Origin of the sequence: Nocardia sp. NPDC051570, from assembly GCF_044454005.1 — a bacterium.
Classification (GTDB): Bacteria; Actinomycetota; Actinomycetes; order Mycobacteriales; family Mycobacteriaceae; genus Nocardia.
In genome coordinates this window covers 48,908-67,177 of the sequence record NZ_JBITDI010000027.1, presented here as the reverse complement: position 1 = coordinate 67,177, position 18,270 = coordinate 48,908, and the positions used below count along the sequence as shown (strand labels likewise).

At 65.8% G+C, this 18,270-nt stretch carries 16 protein-coding genes and 2 riboswitches; of the genes, 7 read left to right on the top strand and 9 right to left on the bottom strand.

Features of this window, described 5'->3' with window-relative positions; genetic code table 11:
* Positions 1 to 125: 125 nt before the first annotated feature.
* Positions 126 to 2,207, bottom strand: coding sequence for a catalase (locus tag ACIA76_RS40005; protein WP_397160158.1), 2,082 nt, complete (start codon positions 2,205 to 2,207; stop codon positions 126 to 128).
* 155 nt (positions 2,208 to 2,362) lie between these two features.
* On the opposite strand from ACIA76_RS40005, the gene ACIA76_RS40000 reads away from it, so the two are divergent.
* Complete coding sequence (locus ACIA76_RS40000) at positions 2,363 to 2,962, top strand: chemotaxis protein CheB (protein ID WP_397160156.1); 600 nt, start codon at positions 2,363 to 2,365, stop codon at positions 2,960 to 2,962.
* A gap of 98 nt (positions 2,963 to 3,060) precedes the next feature.
* Here ACIA76_RS40000 and ACIA76_RS39995 read toward each other — a convergent pair whose 3' ends face one another.
* From ACIA76_RS39995 to ACIA76_RS39970, 6 genes are read right to left on the bottom strand one after another with little or no spacing between them, the layout of a single operon-like run.
* Positions 3,061 to 5,106, bottom strand: a complete 2,046-nt coding sequence (locus ACIA76_RS39995; protein WP_397160194.1) for a proton-conducting transporter membrane subunit — start codon at positions 5,104 to 5,106, stop codon at positions 3,061 to 3,063.
* Positions 5,106 to 5,891, bottom strand: coding sequence for a ferredoxin (locus ACIA76_RS39990; protein ID WP_397160154.1), 786 nt, complete (start codon positions 5,889 to 5,891; stop codon positions 5,106 to 5,108). Before ACIA76_RS39990 ends, ACIA76_RS39995 begins: the two co-directional genes overlap by 1 nt.
* Positions 5,892 to 7,385, bottom strand: coding sequence for an NADH-quinone oxidoreductase subunit C (locus tag ACIA76_RS39985; RefSeq protein WP_397160152.1), 1,494 nt, complete (start codon positions 7,383 to 7,385; stop codon positions 5,892 to 5,894).
* Positions 7,382 to 8,839, bottom strand: coding sequence for a proton-conducting transporter membrane subunit (locus ACIA76_RS39980; protein ID WP_397160150.1), 1,458 nt, complete (start codon positions 8,837 to 8,839; stop codon positions 7,382 to 7,384). The genes ACIA76_RS39985 and ACIA76_RS39980 overlap by 4 nt, the downstream gene beginning before the upstream one ends.
* Before the next feature lie 2 nt (positions 8,840 to 8,841).
* Complete coding sequence (locus tag ACIA76_RS39975) at positions 8,842 to 9,549, bottom strand: hydrogenase (protein WP_397160148.1); 708 nt, start codon at positions 9,547 to 9,549, stop codon at positions 8,842 to 8,844.
* Entirely contained in the window at positions 9,550 to 10,506 is a 957-nt protein-coding gene (locus tag ACIA76_RS39970) for a respiratory chain complex I subunit 1 family protein (protein ID WP_397160146.1), read from the bottom strand.
* 102 nt (positions 10,507 to 10,608) lie between these two features.
* Positions 10,609 to 10,707, bottom strand: a riboswitch (Fluoride riboswitch).
* 87 nt (positions 10,708 to 10,794) lie between these two features.
* Positions 10,795 to 10,866, top strand: a riboswitch (Fluoride riboswitch).
* 5 nt (positions 10,867 to 10,871) lie between these two features.
* On the opposite strand from ACIA76_RS39970, the gene ACIA76_RS39965 reads away from it, so the two are divergent.
* The 4 genes from ACIA76_RS39965 to crcB (ACIA76_RS39950) all read left to right on the top strand — a co-directional run bounded on the left by ACIA76_RS39965 (position 10,872) and on the right by crcB (ACIA76_RS39950) (position 12,603).
* The gene (locus ACIA76_RS39965) at positions 10,872 to 11,246 is read left to right on the top strand and encodes a DUF190 domain-containing protein (RefSeq protein ID WP_397160144.1); all 375 of its coding nucleotides are present in this window, start codon (positions 10,872 to 10,874) and stop codon (positions 11,244 to 11,246) included.
* Between the two features lie 177 nt (positions 11,247 to 11,423).
* Positions 11,424 to 11,906 carry a fluoride efflux transporter CrcB gene (gene crcB / locus ACIA76_RS39960; RefSeq protein ID WP_397160193.1) on the top strand — a complete coding sequence of 161 codons (483 nt, stop codon included), beginning with the start codon at positions 11,424 to 11,426 and terminating at the stop codon, positions 11,904 to 11,906.
* Positions 11,903 to 12,244 carry a DUF190 domain-containing protein gene (locus ACIA76_RS39955; protein WP_397160142.1) on the top strand — a complete coding sequence of 114 codons (342 nt, stop codon included), beginning with the start codon at positions 11,903 to 11,905 and terminating at the stop codon, positions 12,242 to 12,244. Before crcB (ACIA76_RS39960) ends, ACIA76_RS39955 begins: the two co-directional genes overlap by 4 nt.
* Positions 12,241 to 12,603, top strand: coding sequence for a fluoride efflux transporter CrcB (gene crcB / locus ACIA76_RS39950; protein WP_397160141.1), 363 nt, complete (start codon positions 12,241 to 12,243; stop codon positions 12,601 to 12,603). Before ACIA76_RS39955 ends, crcB (ACIA76_RS39950) begins: the two co-directional genes overlap by 4 nt.
* Here the strand turns inward: crcB (ACIA76_RS39950) and ACIA76_RS39945 are convergent.
* Positions 12,573 to 13,034, bottom strand: coding sequence for a YybH family protein (locus tag ACIA76_RS39945; protein ID WP_397160192.1), 462 nt, complete (start codon positions 13,032 to 13,034; stop codon positions 12,573 to 12,575). The genes crcB (ACIA76_RS39950) and ACIA76_RS39945 overlap by 31 nt on opposite strands.
* Positions 13,035 to 13,426: 392 nt before the next feature.
* On the opposite strand from ACIA76_RS39945, the gene ACIA76_RS39940 reads away from it, so the two are divergent.
* Positions 13,427 to 15,055 carry a hypothetical protein gene (locus tag ACIA76_RS39940; RefSeq protein ID WP_397160139.1) on the top strand — a complete coding sequence of 543 codons (1,629 nt, stop codon included), beginning with the start codon at positions 13,427 to 13,429 and terminating at the stop codon, positions 15,053 to 15,055.
* Here the strand turns inward: ACIA76_RS39940 and ACIA76_RS39935 are convergent.
* Positions 15,033 to 17,006, bottom strand: a complete 1,974-nt coding sequence (locus ACIA76_RS39935; protein WP_397160137.1) for an NB-ARC domain-containing protein — start codon at positions 17,004 to 17,006, stop codon at positions 15,033 to 15,035. The two genes, ACIA76_RS39940 and ACIA76_RS39935, sit on opposite strands and share 23 nt — an antisense overlap.
* Positions 17,007 to 17,187: 181 nt before the next feature.
* Here ACIA76_RS39935 and ACIA76_RS39930 point away from each other — a divergent pair, with 181 nt between their 5' ends.
* Positions 17,188 to 18,033 (top strand): pentapeptide repeat-containing protein, encoded by an 846-nt coding sequence (locus tag ACIA76_RS39930; RefSeq protein WP_397160135.1) that lies wholly within the window; start codon positions 17,188 to 17,190, stop codon positions 18,031 to 18,033.
* The last annotated feature ends 237 nt before the right edge of the window (positions 18,034 to 18,270 follow it).

Here is an 18,270-nt window from a genome sequence, read left to right as displayed (position 1 = left end):
CGAGCTGCCCGTCTGGGCATTGGGCCCTGGCCGGGAAAGCTGAACCCACCGCCCACCGGTCCTGATCCTCGGGCCGATGCTCGATCCGGTCGCCAGGATTCGTCGGCACGCTCGGCGCCCCGGTCCTACTGGGCCATGATCGTCTCAGTCCGTTCCCACACTCGGTGACGGCCGATCGCCTCCGACAACTCGGTAAGGTAGGTCTTGGTCACTCCATCAGCGCAGAGCACTCCCGCAGCCTCGATATCGATTCCGGCCGTGCGCAACACGTCCTCGCCGTCGCCCCAAGCACCGAGCACTTTGCAGTGCCGGAACATCTCGTGCAGCAGGATGCTCAACTTGACGTCGGTGACATCGGCGCCATCAGCGACGACGACGGCGTCGAACTCGATGGATCGAGTCGTCAGCAGGGTTCGCTCGACGATTTCCTTCGTGCGCCCCTTCTTCAGCACGCCACCGGACGAGGCGATGACCCGCAGCACGGCTCCCTCTGCCTCGATCGCCGTCCGCAGCTCAGCGATTCCGGCGAGATCAGCCGACTGGGAAGCGATTACGCCGATAACCCGCCCGGTGATCGGCCCGGACGCTGCCGGGATCTGCGATAGGGCAGGCGATGGCGACACCTCGGTGGGGGGAGTGCCCGACGGTGCCGTCAGGCCGAGGCCGGCGGCCACCGCGGCGCACAGCTCCGTATCGACTCGAGCGAGCACACCGAGCATGCGTTCCCGGATCGCCTGTTCGAAACACTTGCCCAGCTCGAAGGCGAAAGCCTCGATGATGTGCACCCGTTCGATGTCGGACATGCTGGCCCAGAACATCGCGGCCTGGCTGAAGTGGTCGTCGAAAGACATGGGAGCTTCTCGCACTTTCGGTCCGCGTACCTCGCGCGGGGTGTGGACGTAGCCGCCCTCCGCGGCTGCGGCGGGCTGCGGCCCGCCCTCTTCGAGGCTGTTCGGCAGATAGGGTGCGCGTCCCTGGTGAATAGCGTTCTGATGCATGCCATCTCGCAGATTGTCGTTGACGGCGGCGTGCGGGCAATTGATCGGCAGCTGGGTGAAATTCGGGCCGCCCAGCCGGGTCAACTGCGTGTCCAGATAGGAGAACAGGCGGGCTTGCATCAGCGGGTCGTCGGTCACTTCTATACCGGGCACCAGATTGCCGGTATGGAAGGCGACCTGCTCTGTCTCCGCGAAGTAGTTGGTCGGATTGCGGTCGAGGGTGAGTTTGCCGACGAGTCGAACCTCGGCCAACTCCTCAGGGACCAACTTGGTCGGGTCCAGTAGGTCGATGCCCGCGAAGGTCTGGTCTTCGGTGTCGGGCAGCAGTTGCAGACCGAGTTCGAACTCGAGTGGCGTTCCCGCGGCGATGGCATCGGCCATATCCCGGCGGTGGAAATCCGGGTCCATGCCCGCCGCCAGCTGGGCCTCTTCCCACACCAGCGAATGCACCCCGGCCACCGGCTTCCAGTGGAACTTCGCCAAGGTCGTCGCACCGGAGTCGTCGACCAGCCGGAAGGTGTGCACGCCGAATCCCTCCATGGTTCGGAAGGACCGGGGAATACCGCGATCCGACATCGCCCACATCACGTGATGGGTGGCCTCGGTGTGCAGGGAAACGAAGTCCCAGAACGTATCGTGGGCGGTCTGGGCTTGGGGAATCTCGCGATCCGGATGCGGTTTTCCCGCATGGATGACGTCGGGGAACTTGATGCCGTCCTGAATGAAGAACACCGGCATGTTGTTGCCGACGAGATCGAAGTTGCCTTCGGCGGTGTAGAACTTCGTCGCGAAGCCACGGACGTCGCGCACCGTATCGGCCGAACCTCGCGAGCCCAGCACGGTCGAGAAACGCACGAACACAGGGGTCGTGCGGCCCTCCTGGAGGAAGCCGGCCTTCGTCACCTCGGCCGCGTTGCCGTAGGCCTCGAATCGCCCGTGTGCGGCAGCGCCGCGCGCGTGCACGACCCGTTCCGGGATGCGCTCATGGTCGAAATGAGTGACCTTCTCGCGCATATGGAAGTCGTCCATCAACGTCGGACCGCGCGAGCCGGCCTTGAGTGAATGATCGGTGTCGGGAAGCCGCAGACCCTGCGCGGTGGTGAGGTAGCTGCCCTCCTGGGCGCTGGGACGGCCGCCCGGCTGCTGATCGTCGGTCTGCCCGGCAGCGGTCTTCGATTCCGACTGGCTCTGCTGGCGCTTGGGGGGCATCAGGTTCTCCTCGGCCGAGGGGTTGGTCGTTGCGTTGCCGAGCTACCCGTTTGCGGAGGTGTGAATCAGGTGGAGAGCGCCGAGGTCCGCAGCGGTCGGCAGCGGCCTTCGAATGCGCAAGGCGACTCGCCGACCGCAGGGACGATGATCGGTGGATGCCCGCCGGAGACTGCTACCCGTTGGAGTTCCCCGTGGTCGCACTGGTGGCCTCCGCAGGCGGGCTCGAAGCCCTCACCGCAGTGCTGGCACCCCTGCCCGCCGACCTGGCCGCGGCAGTCCTGGTGGCACAGCACGTGAGCCCGGACCACCCGAGCCGACTGGCGGCCATCCTCGATCAGCGCACAGCCCTGCCCGTACGCGAAGCCCGGAACAATGACCTACTCGTCCCCGGTACCGTGTTGATCGCGCCGCCCGCCCGGCATCTGCTTGTCACCTCGCAGGCACGCTTGGGGCTCATCGAGTCCGGCACCCTGCCCCCGGCACGACCGTCGGTCGACCTGCTCCTGGCCACCCTTGCGGTGACCTGCGGTCCCCGCGCTCTCGCCGTCGTGCTCACCGGCAAGGGCACCGACGGCCAAGCCGGAATCCGCGCCATCGCCCACTGCGGCGGCACCGTGTACGCCCAAGACGTCACCACCTCTGCCCACTACGGCATGCCCGGCGCCGCTGTCGACACCACACTGGTCGAACAGGTTCTCACGCTGCCTGATATTCCTCCGGCAATACTTGCCCACATCGACAATGCCCCTCGCTGACCGACATGTCACCAGGCCGGTTGAGCGCATATCGGGCTCCAGGCCCGGAGACCAGCCGTCGATCCGGAATGGGCAGCGCGCCCTGCACTGTGACGACATCAGACCAGGATGAGCATGACGGCGAGGCCTGCGATCAACGCGATGAGCATGTAGGCGACGTAGGCGTCCAGACGACCGTTCTGCAGACGCTTCGCTGTCCGGACGAGTGCGGTGAGCGGTCGGAGCAGGGGACGATAGAGGAATGTTTCGACGGCCTCGAGGACGTCGCTGGTGTAGCCGAGGTGAGCGGCACCGGCGTCGCGGCGGGGGTCGTCGTCCATGCCGCCGGTGCTGCGTTCTATGGTACGCAATTCGGCGCGGGTGAGCAGGACGTTGGCGAGGACCTTGCGGGTGGGGTTGGTGAAAGCGGAAGGCTTGTACTGGTTTTCGCCCTCGACGCCGCCGGAGGCCGAGCGCCAGGCGGGGACCCGGCGGATCGCGAGCATGCGGGTCCCGGCCAGCGCGAAGCATCCTGCGGCCACGCCGGCGAGCAGCAGCGGCAACATGATCGCCAGCCAGGACGGTGACAACACCGAGAAGTCGGGGTAGACCGGGCCGAGGACCCAGGGTTGCGCGAGCGCGGCATCGACGGTGCCGGCGCCGACCAGGGGTGTCAGTCCTGCCGCGATCACGCGGATTTCGAGCGGGCTCAGCACGGCGACGACCAGGCACCCGGCGGCGAGGGTGAGCACGGCCAGGCGTGCCAGCGGTGAGCGGTCGCGGGTGATTTCGGTGTCGGCGCGGCTGCGGGGGCCGAGGACGGTGAGGCCGACGATGCGCACGAATGCGACCGCGGCGAATCCCGTGGTGAGGGCGACGAGTGCTCCGGCGATGGCCAGGGGCAGCGTGTATTGCAGTGGGGAGAGCCGGAATTGCTGCATCAGCGATTCGAGCAGGAACCATTCGGAGACGAATCCGACCGTCAGCGGCAGGCCCGCCAGGGTGAGTGATCCGATGGCGAGTCCGGTTCCGTACCAGGGGAGCCGATGGCCGACGCCGCGGAGATCGTCGAGTTCGGTTGTGCCGGTTGCGGTTTCGATGCCTGCGGTGGTGACGAACAGCAGGGTTTTGGCGAGGGCGTGGGCGATCATCTGCAGGGTGGCCGCGAGCAGGCCGACGGCGGTCAGCGGGCCCAGGCCGGTGAGGGCGCCGATGAGAGCGACCGCGTAGCCGACGGTGATGAGGCCGCTGTTTTCGACGCTGGAGTAGGCCACGACTTCCACGAGGTCGATTTGCACGGTGGCGTGGGCGATTCCCAGTAGCGCGGTGGCCCCGGCCAGCAGCAGGATCACCACGGCCAGCCAGGGGGGTGGGCGATGCAGCAGGTCCAGAGTGCGCCACAGTCCATAGAATCCGGCGTTGACCGCGACTCCGGCCATGATCGCCCGCAAGGGTCCCGACGCGGCGCGGTAGCCCCGCGGCATCCAGATGTGCACCGGGATCAAACCGATCTTCACGGCGAACCCGGCGACGAGTAACGCGAAAGCCGCGTCGCGCCAACCTGTTTGAGGGAGCTGCTGGAACGAGGCGAAGGTGAAGCTGCCCGATCGCGCAGCGAGTAGGAGGAACCCGATCAGCAGGGCGGCGCCGCTGCTGCGGCCCATCGTGGCGGTGATCACCGCGGCCGTCCCGGTGCCGACTCGCGTCTTGTCCACCGCGGTGAGCAGGTAGAACGCGACGGTCAGTGACTCCCACGCGAACAGGAATACGAAGATGTGATCGGCGGTGAAGATCACCGCGAGTGCACCGAGGGTTAGTGCGTAGGCCGTGCCGAGTCCACGACCGTGCACCTGTTCGGATCGGGCGGCCCAGGCAGCGCACGCCAGTGACGCGGGTACCGCGACGGTGAACGCGATCACCAGGAACAGTCCCGACAGTCGGTCCACCGCCAGGTCGGCGGAGCCGAAGCCGAGGAAGGCGTCCAGGCTCGACCGCACCGTCCGTCCGGTCAGCGCCACCGCGCCGACGATCACCCACAGCAGCGATGCCGCCGCGCCCAGCAGGTAGGGCAGCGTCCGGCGCCACCCGCTCGCGACCCCGACGATCAGGTCCGTTGCCAGCGCGGCGGCCAGTAGACCCAATGCGACCCACACCAGGACAACCATCACCGGTTCACCTCCCCCGGGTCCCGGAGTCGCCCGGTGCCGCGCAGGATGGCGTGCAGCAGCGCGAACGGTGTCGGTGGCGAACCGGGCACCCAGACATCGACGGGTAGTAGTTGGCCGACACCGCCGTTGGTGGCATACGACGGTGAGGTCAGGCCGCCGCTGATCGCGTCGGTACCGGCGGCGATGACGACGACCGGCCGGGGCATGGCGTTGAGGGTGCGCGCCAGTGGCAGGGCCATACCGGCCGCGCCCGCGCCGGTGACGAGCAGGATGTCGGCGTGGCGGGGGCTGGCGGTGAAGAAGATCCCGAGCCGGTGGACGTCGTAGATCGGGTTCAGCAGTGCCTGGACTTCCCATTCGTCGGCGCCGTCGGAGCCGGCGTCGACGTGGCGGATGTGCACCGAGCGGCGCAACGCCCGGGTGCGGTCGGCCAGCCGCGCCCGCAACTCGCGCAGACCAGTGTCGGTTTCGGCAAGCGACGGCACGATCAGCGACTCACGACCGAGCCGCATGGTTTCCGAGCCGGTTTCCCAGTCGAAGACGTCCGGCCTGGCCCGCACACAGGCGCCGCAGCCGATGCAGCGGCCCTGATCCAGCCGCACCTGGCCATCACCGCGATCGATGGCCGAGGTCGGGCACAGGGCATCGAAGCCGTTGTCCCACTGTGTGTCCGGTAAGGGCCGAGCCACCGAACGCACCCCCTGGTCGGCGTAGTCGTCGCGGTGTTTCGGGTATCGGGTGGTGACGATTCCGTCGCGCAGTGCGCGCAGTATCCACGGCATCTACATCACCACCCCGGCGATCGACAGCCCGAAACTGGCCTCGATGAACGGGAAGTCGGTGAGGATGTCGCCCTGGAAGGTGTGGCCGAATACCGACAGGTTGTGAAACGACGCCGACCGGGGTGCGCACCGGGCCAGGCGGCCGCTGTCATCGAGGCGGATCAGATACAGCACCTCGCCCTGCGGGGCTTCGGCCCACCCCACGGCCTGTCCGGCCATCGGTTCCACGGCGACCCGCAGTTCGTCTGCGGAACCGCTGTCGAGCAGATCGACTGTCTGGCTGAGTAATTCGAAGGATTCACCGACCTCGTCCCACCGCACCCGGAGCCGGGCCATCGCGTCTCCGCCGTCGTGCCGCGACGCGGCGCGGCGGGTCAGTTTCGGATATCCGTCGTAGGGGCGTTGCCATCGGGCATCGTCGACTTGCCCGCTGGCGCGGCCGATCGGGCCGAGCAGCCCGTGGGCACGAGCGAAGTCGGGCTCGAGCGGCCCGGTGCCCCGTAACCGGTCCAGGAACGACGCGGTCTGCATGAGCGCGTCGACATCACCGAAGACCTTGCGTCGCAACATCTCCAGCCGCGCGTTCAGCGTGTCCGCGGACAGCCCGGGGAGGGCGTTGATTCCGCCCGGGGCCACGACCGCGCGGCCGAACCGGTTGCCGCACAAGCCGGAGACGAGACGCAGGGTGTTCTCCTTGTGCAGGCCGAAACGCGCGGTGGCGACCGCCAGACCGGCTGCGTCGCACAGGCGCGTGGCCACGTCGAGGTGGTTGGCGATGCGTTCGAGTTCGGCGTGCAGCACCCGCACCAGCTGCGCGGGGACCGGTATCTGGGCTCCGGCGAGGTCTTCGACGGCATGACAGAACGCCAGCGCATGCGCGACCGAGGCGATGCCCTCGACCCGTTCGGCCAGCAGCACCGCCCGCTCGGTGGTCATGTCCTCGAATCGCACCTCGAGGCCGCGGTGTTTGAAGTGCGGGCGCACGTTCACGTGCGGGATGTCTTCGCCTGGTGTCTCCACGACGTATTCGACCGATTCGAACACTCCGGAGCGGACAGGCCCGTGCGGGATGCTGAACAGTCCGCGCCCCATCACGTGGCTGGGCAGGGCGCGCTCGTCCGGATCCACATGTTCGGGATGGCCGGACGCGCCGGGGCTGGGTAGCTCCGCGACGTTGGCACCGCGGTCGCGGTGGGGTAGCACGAGCGGGTCCAGCCGTGGATGTCCCTGCGGCACAATGCCGTACAGGTCGTGCAGGGCGCGCTCGTACCAGAACGCGGCGGGCACGTCGATGGTCAGTGCGGGGTAGCCGGAGGTGCCGGCGGGCAGTTGCACGTCGATCGCGTCGACCGTGGACTCCCGGGCCAGCAGACCGTGCAGGGTCAGCCCACTGGCAATGTCACCGTCACCGACCAGGCCGGCGAACCGTGCACCACGATTCCAGCCGGTCAGTAGTTCGGCCCACATATCCTCGGCGACAATAGGTTCGCTCATACAGCGCCTCCTACCTCGGCCACGCCTCTGGTGATCAGGTCGGTGAAATCGCCGGGTGGATGCACGCCGAGCATCACCAGCACGACCAGCCCGGCCAGCATCGGCGCCACCATCCAGCCGCTCGGCTCACCACGGACCGGGGTGTCGGCGCCACCCACGAACAGCATTCGAGTGGTCGCCATGGACAACCCCAGGAACGCGACTGTCACCAGGACCACCAGGACGGCGGCCACGGCGGTCCGCGCGGAGCCCACACCGCCGGCCACGATCTGAAATTCGCTGCGGAACAACCCGAATGGTGGCATCGCCGACAACGCGAGGACGGCGGTCAGGAACAGCGGTCCGGTCCAGGGCAGGGTCGACAGTGCCGAGCGGATCCCGGCGATGTCTTTGGTGCCGTATTTGTGGACGAGCACTCCGGCGCCGAAGAATGCGTTGCCTTTGGCGGCCGCGTGGACCACCACATGGAGCAGCACTCCGGCCACCGCCAGGGGTGCGCCGAACCCGATGCCGATGGCCATGATCCCCATGTGCTCGACACTCGAATACGCCAGCAGCCGTTTGAGATTGCGCTGATCGAGCAGATACACCGCGGCCAGCAGCAGCGACGCGATCCCGAACACCAGCAGCACCGTCCGGGGAAAGGTGGCGCCGAGGGCGGCGACGGCGATCTGGTAGTAGCGCAGCACGGCGTAGAAGCTCACCGCCAGCAGCGATCCGGACAGCATCGCCGAGATCGGTGTGGGCGCTTCGGAGTGCGCGTCGGGCAACCAAGTGTGCACGGGAAACAGCCCGACCTTGGTGCCGTATCCGAGCACCGCCAGCAGGAACGCGAGCTGAACCGCGGTGTGTGGCAGGCTCTTTCCAGCGGTGAGCAGTGGGGCGAAGGCCAGATCGTAGGACGAGCCGAGCGCTTCGGCACCGGCGTAGTACATGAAGATCGTGGCCAGCAGTCCGATGCCGAGGCCGGCGGAAGCCAGTAGCACGTATTTCCAGGCGGCCTCGGCCGCGGCGTTCGTGTCGTCGAGCGCGACCAACAGCGCGGACACGACGGTGGTGATCTCGATCGCGATCCACAACAGTGCCAGCCCGTCCATCAGCGGAGCGCACACCATCGACCACGCGAACAGGTTCAGACCCACGTGGAACCGTCGCGCGTAACGGGCGTAATCGTCGCGATGCCGTTCCCCGCGCAGGTATCCGATCGAGTAGATCCCGGCCGCGGCATACAGGAAGCTGGTCGCCAGCAGGAACACCACCGACACGGCATCGGCCCGCAAGAATCCGATCCGCACCGCGGCGCCGGAGACCGCGGGCACGAGCGAAACCGCCAGTGCGAGAACCACGATGCCGCAGACTGCCGTCGCTGCCGCAGTGAGGCGGCCGCGACCGGACGTAGCGGCCAGCGCCGGAATCAGCGGCACCGTGACGAGCAGTATCAGAACGGTCGGCATCCTCAGCCCCGCAATCTGGTCAGTGACCGGGTGGACAGCGATTCCGCGCGGCGGTGATGCAGTTGCATCAGCACCCCGAACACGACTACCGCGACCAGCAGGTCGAACAGGAACGCCACCTCGAGGATCAGGGGCATCCCGGCCGCGACCACGAGACTGGCCAGTGAGACACCGTTCTCCAGGGAGAAGAATCCGATGGCCTGGGACACCACATCGCGGCGCACGATCATCAGGACGAACGCCACCAGCACCACCGCGATCGCCAGTCCGAGCGCCGTGGTCGGCAGGGCGGGGCTGGTGATGTGGAAGCGGCCGGTGGCGAAGAATCCGAACGCCGCGACGATCACCGCCAGCAGCACCTCGCTGGCCACCCCGAGTGAGCCGCTGCCCGCGATCTCGGTATCGGCGTTCCGCAGCATCCGCAGCACCAGCCACGGCACCGCGAGCACCTTCAACGCCAGCGACAATGCCGCCAGCACATACAGTTCCGGCACGTGCCGGTCGACCGCGACCACGACCGCCAGCACCGACACCAGCAGCGACTGCAGCGCGTACATGCGCACCTGGCCGCGCAGCAGGGCAGTGCGCAGCATCGCGAATTCGGTGAGCAGGATCAGCACCGCCAAACCGTTGGCGATCCCGGCATAGATCGACGGCGGCGCGACCGCGGCCGAATCCCCGCCCGCCGCAAGCAGATCCGATATCAGCATCTAGCCTCCTCCGAAGTAGAGGGTGAGCACCGCCAGCACGGCCAACAGGAACGCGGCCGCGACGAACTCGGTGATCTTGAACAGCCGCAACTTGGCGAACGAGTCGTCGATCACCGCGATCACCACACCGAGCAGCACACACTTGACCAGCAGCGCGACGATCGCGATCCCGACCTGCCCGGCGCGCGCGGTCGACGCCATCCCCCAGGGTGCGATGAAGACGTTGAGCAGGATGACGAACAGGACCATCTGCTTCATCGCCGAACCCCACCGCAGCATCGCGAAATACGGGCCGGAATGCTCGAATCCACGCGCCTCCTCGATCATCCCGAATTCATTGGTGCCCGTGTGCGTCTCGACCGGAATACGACCGGTCTCGTACAGGATCACCATGAAAAGCGCTGCCGCACCGAGCAAATGAGCCGGGCGCACGATCTGCTCGGCCGACGACCGCACCGTCTCCCCCAGGGCGTACGGCAGATCCGTACCGGTCACCAGCGCCACGGTGAACACCACGAACAGCACCACCGGCTCGGTGATCGCCGCGAACGTCTTGGCCCGACTCGCACCCATCTGCGCATACGGCGACCCGGTCTCCGCCGCCGCCACCGCGATCACGAAGCTCGCCAGCGCCAAGATGAACCCGCCCCCGAGGATGTCGCCCATATAGCCCAGCGGCAACGGATAGGTCGTCAAAACCGGAATCAACAGCGGCACAGTCAGATAGCACGCCACCGCCAGCAGCGGAGCGACGAGAAACACCCACGACGCGCCGTATGGTGCCAGCGCCTCCTTACGAAAGAACTTGCCCAGGTCGTAATACGGCTGCAGCACCCGCGGCCCGCGCCGACCCTGCAGTCGCGCCTCCACCCGGGCGATCACACCCGACACCCCCGGTGCGGCCACCAGGACCGTGAGCGACTGCAATGTCTGCACCAGCGGAATGGGAAGCATCATCAGCGCGATCCCAATGCGCTTGCGGTACAGCAGTGTTCGACAGGCTCGGCGATCTCACCCATAAATGCTCCTCTACCGGCCGGGCCCGCGCACGGGCATCGGGGGTCGGTAGGAGCCATCAGCACAAGCCAGCGATTCGGCCTGCCGGGAGTCAGGACCCGGGCTCGTGCGGTTGAGGCGAGCTCCATCGCCTACACGATTACCTATGTGATCACAGACACACTCCGCGCGCAAGCCGACACAACGGACCAACCGCCGATGCTTGACCTTCCAACCGGGCAGCGATCTACTGGAAGTGGCGATGGATCCCGCCTGGAACCTCCGAACCGCCCGCACCGGGCTGATGGGTCCTGGTCTATCGCGGCATGCACGAAGCCAGCGACACCAGGAAGGGCGGCCCGGTGAAAACGTCCGGCAGGCAAATACGACTGTCGATCTTCGTCGGCGAGAACGACATCTGGCATCACCGGCCCGTCTACAGCGAGATAGTCCACCGCGCACACAAAGCCGGACTCACCGGCGCCACCGTGCTACGCGGCGTCGAGGGATACGGCGCCAGCTCCCGCATCCACACCACGCACCTGCTCCGACTCAGCCAGGACCTGCCCATGGTCATCGTCATCGCCGACACCGAGGACCGCATTCGCGGATTCCTCCCCCAACTCGAAGAGCTCGAGCTGTCCGGGCTGATCATGCTCGACGACGTCGAGACCATCCAATACCGCACCCGACGCCGCTGACATGCTCGTGAGAATCCGCACACCGGAAATGATCTACGCTCGGACCCCGCTACTGTGAAGTGATGTGGCGGTGGGGCTCGCCACCCGGGTTCCCGGAAAACCGTGATCGCTCGATCGCCAACAGTCCCTACTTGACCTGCACCTGTGCCGATCGAGTAGGAGTCTGTTTTGTCCGAAGTGCACATCGCCGAAGCGATCGATCCCGATGTCGACCTCCATATCCCCGGCCAACGCCGTGAACTGATCCGCCAGCACGGCGCCGTGCTGGCGGTGATCTCCCTCGGTGGCGGACTCGGCGCGCTGGCCCGGTACGGCATCACCCAGCTACTGCCGACCCGGCCCGGACAGTTCCCCTGGGGAACCTTCGTCACCAACGTGTCCGACTGCTTCGCCATCGGCATCCTCATGGTGCTCATCACCGAGATCTGGTCCGCCCATCGGCTGGTGCGCCCGTTCCTCGGTGTCGGCTTCCTCGGCGGCTTCACCACGTTCTCCACCTACACCCTCGAAATCCGCGGCCTTCTCCAACCAGGCACCGCCACAATCGCTTTCGCCTACCTGTCCGGAACTCTGGTGTGCGCCATGCTCACCGTCCTCACCGGTGTAACCCTGGCCCGAATCACGTTCCTGCGCCGCACCGTTCGAGGAGACCAGCGATGAAACTCACCGGCTACGCCACCCGCCTGCAGATCTTCATCGGCGAAGGCGACACCTGGCACCACAAACCCGCCTACCACGAAATCGTGCGCCGGGCCCGCGAAGCCGGCCTCGCGGGCGCCACCGCGCTGCGTGGCTGCGAAGGCTACGGCAGTCATTCCGTCGTCCACACCACCCGACTGCTCGACATGGCCGAAAACCTCCCCGTCCTCATCGTCATCGTCGACACCGACGACAACATCCGCGCTTTCCTCCCTCACCTGGACGAAGTCATCGGCGAAGGCACAGTTTTGATCGACGAAGTCGAGATCATCCACTACCGCGCGAAAACACCGTCATGACAGTCGCGCTCGTCTTCCTCGGCGCCGCACTCGGCGCCCCTGCCCGCTACCTCACCGACCGGGCCATCCAAACCCGCCACGACAGCCTGTTCCCCTGGGGCACCTTCACCGTCAACCTCGTAGGCTGCCTCATCCTCGGCGGCCTCACCGGCGCCGCAGCCACCACACCCGCACTCACCCTGCTCGGCACCGGATTCTGCGGCGCGCTCACCACCTACAGCACCTTCAGCTACGAGACACTGCGACTACTCGAACAACGCGCCCATTTCTACGCCGCCATGAACGTTCTCGTCAGCGTCATCGCCGGACTGGGCGCCGCACTCCTCGGCTACGCCGCCGTGCACGCGATATCGACGTAGGCAGCCACTCCACCGCCAGCACACTCCCAAGCCGGGGCACCATCGCGCAAAGGCGTAGGTCGGTTCTCGTTGCCATCGACAGTGTTGAACATGTATCGCCAAATCTTCCAGCTCTGAGAAGAGTTGCGCAACAAGACGATTTCACGAATACGCTGTGCCGACTGTTCACCGGTCGACAGATCGACCACATCGGCATGGCTGTCGGTCCGCACCCACGCGAACCCACCGATGCCGATCACGTCCTCGGCAGTCGACCGTGCGCCCGGCAGGATGCGGATACTCGCCAGCGTCTGCCGATAGACATCAGCGTTCGCCTCCTTACCCGGCACCGTCGGCAATCCGGCAGGCAGATAAGCCGCCTCATCGGCATGGTACGAAAGGATGGCGTCCAGATCGGCTGCTCCGAATGCGGCGAAGTAGGAGAAGACGATATGCTCGCCGGAACACCGAGGCCATCGCCGTCCTCACTGACGCCGTCCGCGAATTCGCGAGCGAGAATGCCCGCGGCCATCTCGTGACGACACAGCGCATACTCGGCGACGCACACCTCCTTGCGGGGCACCATGATAAGGCCGAAACCCTGTTCCGGGCCGCACTCGACTATTTCCGTAGTGTGGGCGATCCACGGGCGGACGAGATCGAGCGCACCCTGACCGATCCGCAACAGTAAGGCGAGCGTCGTGGATCGAGGAACGTCCATCCTCCGATTGCTTACTTCTTCGAGGTCTAGTTAGGATCTGGTCCCGTGTCAGCCGTTCAGCACCAACATCACGACCCCTCGTCTCGATGGTCAACCTACCCGAACAGCCATCGAGTACTGGCGGTGGCGCACAACACGACGGCGACAACCCGATTGTTCGATACGTTGGGGATACTTGCCCGCGATCCGCGTATCCGTATCTATTTCACCCGACCGCAGTCGTCGCCATTCGACACCGATACACGCGAGTTCCTCGCCACCCACGGCGCCACCGAAATCGAGTGGCAGGACGCCGTAGCGCTGGACTTCGATATGACGATTTCGGCGAGCTACGGCGGCGAACTACATCGATTACAAGCTCCCCTTATTGTTATACCCCACGGAATGGGATACAATAAATATCAGAACAAAGAACAAAGAACAAAGAACAAAGAACAAAGAACAAAGAACAAAGAACAAAGCGTCTTCGGCTTATCTCCGGATTGGCTGCTGCATGATGGGAAAGTCGTTCCGTCGGTCATCGTCCTGTCACATACTGAACAACGCGAGCGACTACGTCGATCCTGTCCACAGGCTGTATCCAGAACGCTGATCGCCGGTGATATCTGCTATGACCGACTGCGGGCCAGCCGGCCGTTCAGGCCGAGCTATCGCCGGGCATACGGATTACGCACCGCACAGCGGTTGATCGTCATCTCGACCACCTGGGGGCCGGATTCCATTCTGGGCACGATCTCCGATCTGCCGCGGAAACTGGCCGCCGAATTGCCCGTCGATGAGTACCGTATCGCACTTGCGCTACATCCGAATATCCGTTCCTTTCATTCACGATGGCAGGTTTCGGAATATCTCTCCGATTCGGCACGAGCCGGAGTCGAGGTCCTCGACGACGTCCAGGACTGGCGTACCGCGGTCGTGGCAGCCGATCTGATCGTGGGCGACCACGGTTCGATTCCGTTCTACGGCGCCGCCCTCGGAATCCCCCTCCTGCTCGCGACGGCTCCCGTACAGTCCGTAGCGCCGGATTCACCGTCCGCCCAACTATTGGGCACCGCACCGAGACTCGATATCGATGCGGACATCCGGCAGCAGATCGAACGAACAATATCCGAACATCGGCCCGATCATTACACCGATATCGCGAGACTCACCACGTCGGCGCCGGATGAGGGTGCGGCATTGTTGCGGACAGTGATGTATCGCACATTGAATTTACCCGAGCCCGCAGAGGCGGTCGATATCACAGTGCTTCCTCTTCCCGCCCAGACGCTCGACGGGCCGGATTCGCATCTGGTCCGTGTCCGACTCGGTGCCGACCGCTCTGCCGACATCACCCGTTTTCCCGCGGAGCGCCTGCACGCGTCGCTCGACAACGGTCCGGAGACGCATCTGTCCGTCGGTATGCGAGAACCGCTGCGGCACTGGCTGGACAGGGCTGATGTCGTGATCGGAACGTCCGGACCGGACACTGATCAGTGGATCTCCGACACGTTGTCACGATTGCCCGGCTGTGCTCTCGCCGCGGCGCCGACGCCCTCCGGGGACTGGCTGCTCGGTGATCGCGCGACTGTTCTGCGACTCACCGCCCGGATGCCCGCTCCCCGCTTGTTCGCCTCACTCGCCTATCGTTTGCTGTGCGAGCACAGTGGCCTGGTCGAACTCGTCGGCGAGTGGACAATCCGCTGTGGCGCTGACATGTTCACGGTTACCGCGGCACCCGCCGATCACTCTATTCCAGCCCCGCGGCCCTGATCGCCGCGTCCACCGTGGCGACGAGATCGTGGAATCCCCACTCCGCGTAGATATTCCGGGCCGCACGATAGTGTTCCAATGCGCGAGCGCTATCTCCGGTAGCCGCCGCGCATTCGCTCAACGTGACAAGGATTTCCGCCTCGTCGAACCGCCGGCGCCTGTGCCGCATGATCGCCAGCGCTTCGGTGAGCAGGCGCTCCGCCTCGGCGCCGGGACCCAGTTCGAGCAGTTTGCGTCCCCGCCACGCGAGCGCCTTCGCCCGGTTGTCGGGTTCGTCGGCATGCTCGAGATAGGCATCGGTCAGCGCCAGCAATTCCAACGCGCACTGCGGCGGTTCGACCTTGGCCAGATGCAGAGCCGCTATCGCGAGGCGACGCTCGTCATCGATGCGGCGAGCGAGTTCGAAATTGTGCCGCAGGGTGATTCGCGCCTCGGACACCAACCCACCCACCAACAACGCCAGCCCGAGGCCTTCCAGCGCCGACGCCTCCAACTGCAGGCTGAGCGGCGATGATGGACAGGACCGGGCTGCCTGGAGACCGCGTTCGAACGCCGCGGCCGCCTGTGCCGCGGCGCGGCGCCAATAGTGCGGAAAACCGCGTTGTGTCTGCAGAAAGCTCGCCGCCGCCGTCATGCCCGACCGCTCGACCGCGGGAACGCCGAAATCGTGCATGGTGAGCATCGCGTCGATCCGCTTGTCCTGTTCCTGAAACGGCCACAGCAGGACGCACCACCGAACGACGAGCTGGTACCGACCGATGTCGAAGGCGTACTTCGCGGCGGCGAGGATATTGTCGTGTTCGCGACGCAGCCATTCACGCGCACCCTCGGCATCCGTCTCGGCGAATTCACCCGTGCCTGGACCCGGGAACACGGAACTGGGCCACAGCAGATTTCGCCAGGGGCGGTTCGGGGCGATCAGCGTGTCGGCGGCGGCCAGCCCGCAGTCGTAGTAGGCGAGGAGGTGGGTCTCCCGACGATTCCTGGTCGCGTCATCGTCCTGGATACCGCGGGCGTGCACCCGCACGAGGTCGATCACGGCGTAGCAGTTCGCGCGTTCGGTCACCAGATGCAGATTGGCCAATTCCAGCATGGACCAGGCGATGTCAGCGGCGGGCAGGTCCAGGATCGCCGACAATGCCGCGGTCGATACCGTCCCGTCGTGTGCTCGCAACCCAAGAACGCGATAGCACCGCTGTGCGGTTTCCGACAGCGAGTCGTACGCGGCGCCGAAGATCTCCGGCAGCGACAACACCGCCGACCGGCGGTCGTCATCGCTGAGCAGATCCGCGAGCTGGCCGATCCGCTGCTCGCAGCGCTGTGCCAGCATACTGCCGACCACACAGAGTGCGAAGGGCATGTTGCCGCAGAGTATGCGGATCCGTTCGACCGCTTCGGGTTCCGCCGCGGCGCGATCCACGCCGACGATCCGGACGAACAGGTCCCGAGCGTCGGCCGACGGCAGCGGACCCAGCTCGAACACGCGACCTCCTCTACTCAGATCCGACGCTGAATTGCGACCGGTCACGATGACCAGGGAGCTGCCGTCCGCAGGCTCCAACCAGGCCACCTGCGCGGCGGTGACGGCGCCGTCGATCACCACCAGCAATCGACGACCACGGGTCAATGTCAGATAGCGATTGCGCCGGGCCTCCGCCCGATCCGGGACACCGTCACGCGGATCCCCCAGCGCCACAAGCACATCCAGGAGCACATCAGCCATGACGGTGGACTCCGTGAGCTGGCAGAACAGCTGGCCGTCACGGTAGTTCCCGTGAAAGCGATGCATCCACTCGGTGACCGCGGCAGTCTTACCCACCCTGGGCATACCTTTGACTACCACCGTTACGTTTCCGGTGGTAGCGGTCACATAGTCGCGCACCGCCGCGAACACGGTTTCACGGTCGACGAAATTACCGTTGCGCGGCGGGATCTGACTCGGTACGGACACCACACCTCCCCTGCACCGTCCGCAGGATACCCGACCGCGACTCCACACGGAATACCAGCGCGCACAAACGATCACCGCTCCGAAGGACGGCCAGGCCAGGCTCCCACACGAGAACACCTCTGCCTCAGCATTTCCGGAGAGCGCGCTGCGACCGACCGTATCCGGTGGTGCAATTGCAGCCATGTTGTCACCGAAGAGCTGGCCCGCGGCCGGCATGGTCCTGGTCGCATTCGCGGCGGTGGTCTGGCTGACCTATCAGGTACCGCTCTGGTTGGTCCGAGATACCAAGGGCGCCGACTCGTTTCGCGGCGCATTCGTCCAACTCATCGGCTACGGAATAGCTCTTGCCGTCGCACTGTACGGCATCAAGAAATACTCTCTGGACAAGGAGAAGCAGTACACCGACAGCTTCAGCGCAGCGATCGGCCAACTCGTTTCCGAGAGTTCGACGGTACGCGCGGGCGGGATCCTCGGGCTCGAACGGATCATGTCCTTCTCGCCGAGCGATCATATCCGAGTGATCGAGATTTGGGCCGACTTCCTGCGTGAGCACACCGCGACACCTGGAATCTCGATCGATCCCGATCAGCCGCCCGCAGATGACATCGCGGCAGTACTTGCTGCGTTCCAGCGACGTAAGGCAATTTCCGGAGAACCTCCGCTCCGCCTCGCCCACATCAGAATTCCACATGCCCGTTGGGACCGGGTTGTCCTTTCCCGCGCGGACGTCACGGGCGCGGACTTCGGTCACGCTCGACTCCGAGGCGCCGTTCTCACCGAAACAGTCGCCGTAGACGCCGAATTCGTCCGGGCCGACCTCACCGGGGCCGATCTGCGCGGGGCGACATTGAACGGCGCGCGGTTTATCGCCGCGCACCTGAAGGCAGCGGACCTGCGCGGCGCGGATCTCAGCGATGCGGTACTCATCGACGCGGATCTGCGTGGGGCGGATCTGCGCGAGGCGGTGGGACTCACCACAGAACAACTCACGAAAGCTCGCACCGATCAGACCACGCGCCTGCGGTAACCGCCCCGGCCGTCAGCCTGGGCCGGTGCGCGCCGCGCAGAGCGACTCACCCCACGACCACGGTGCCGAACAACGTGTTCAGGTCGCAGCCAGCCGGGGCAAGGTCGGGTCGACTCACGCGTGGACGGGGACTCAGGCGCTATCCGAACAACGATCGCGTGGACTCGGATCCGGTATCCACGGATCGGTAGGTCGGCTTCGTCGCGATCAGGACACCGAGCACCGCACAGACAACCA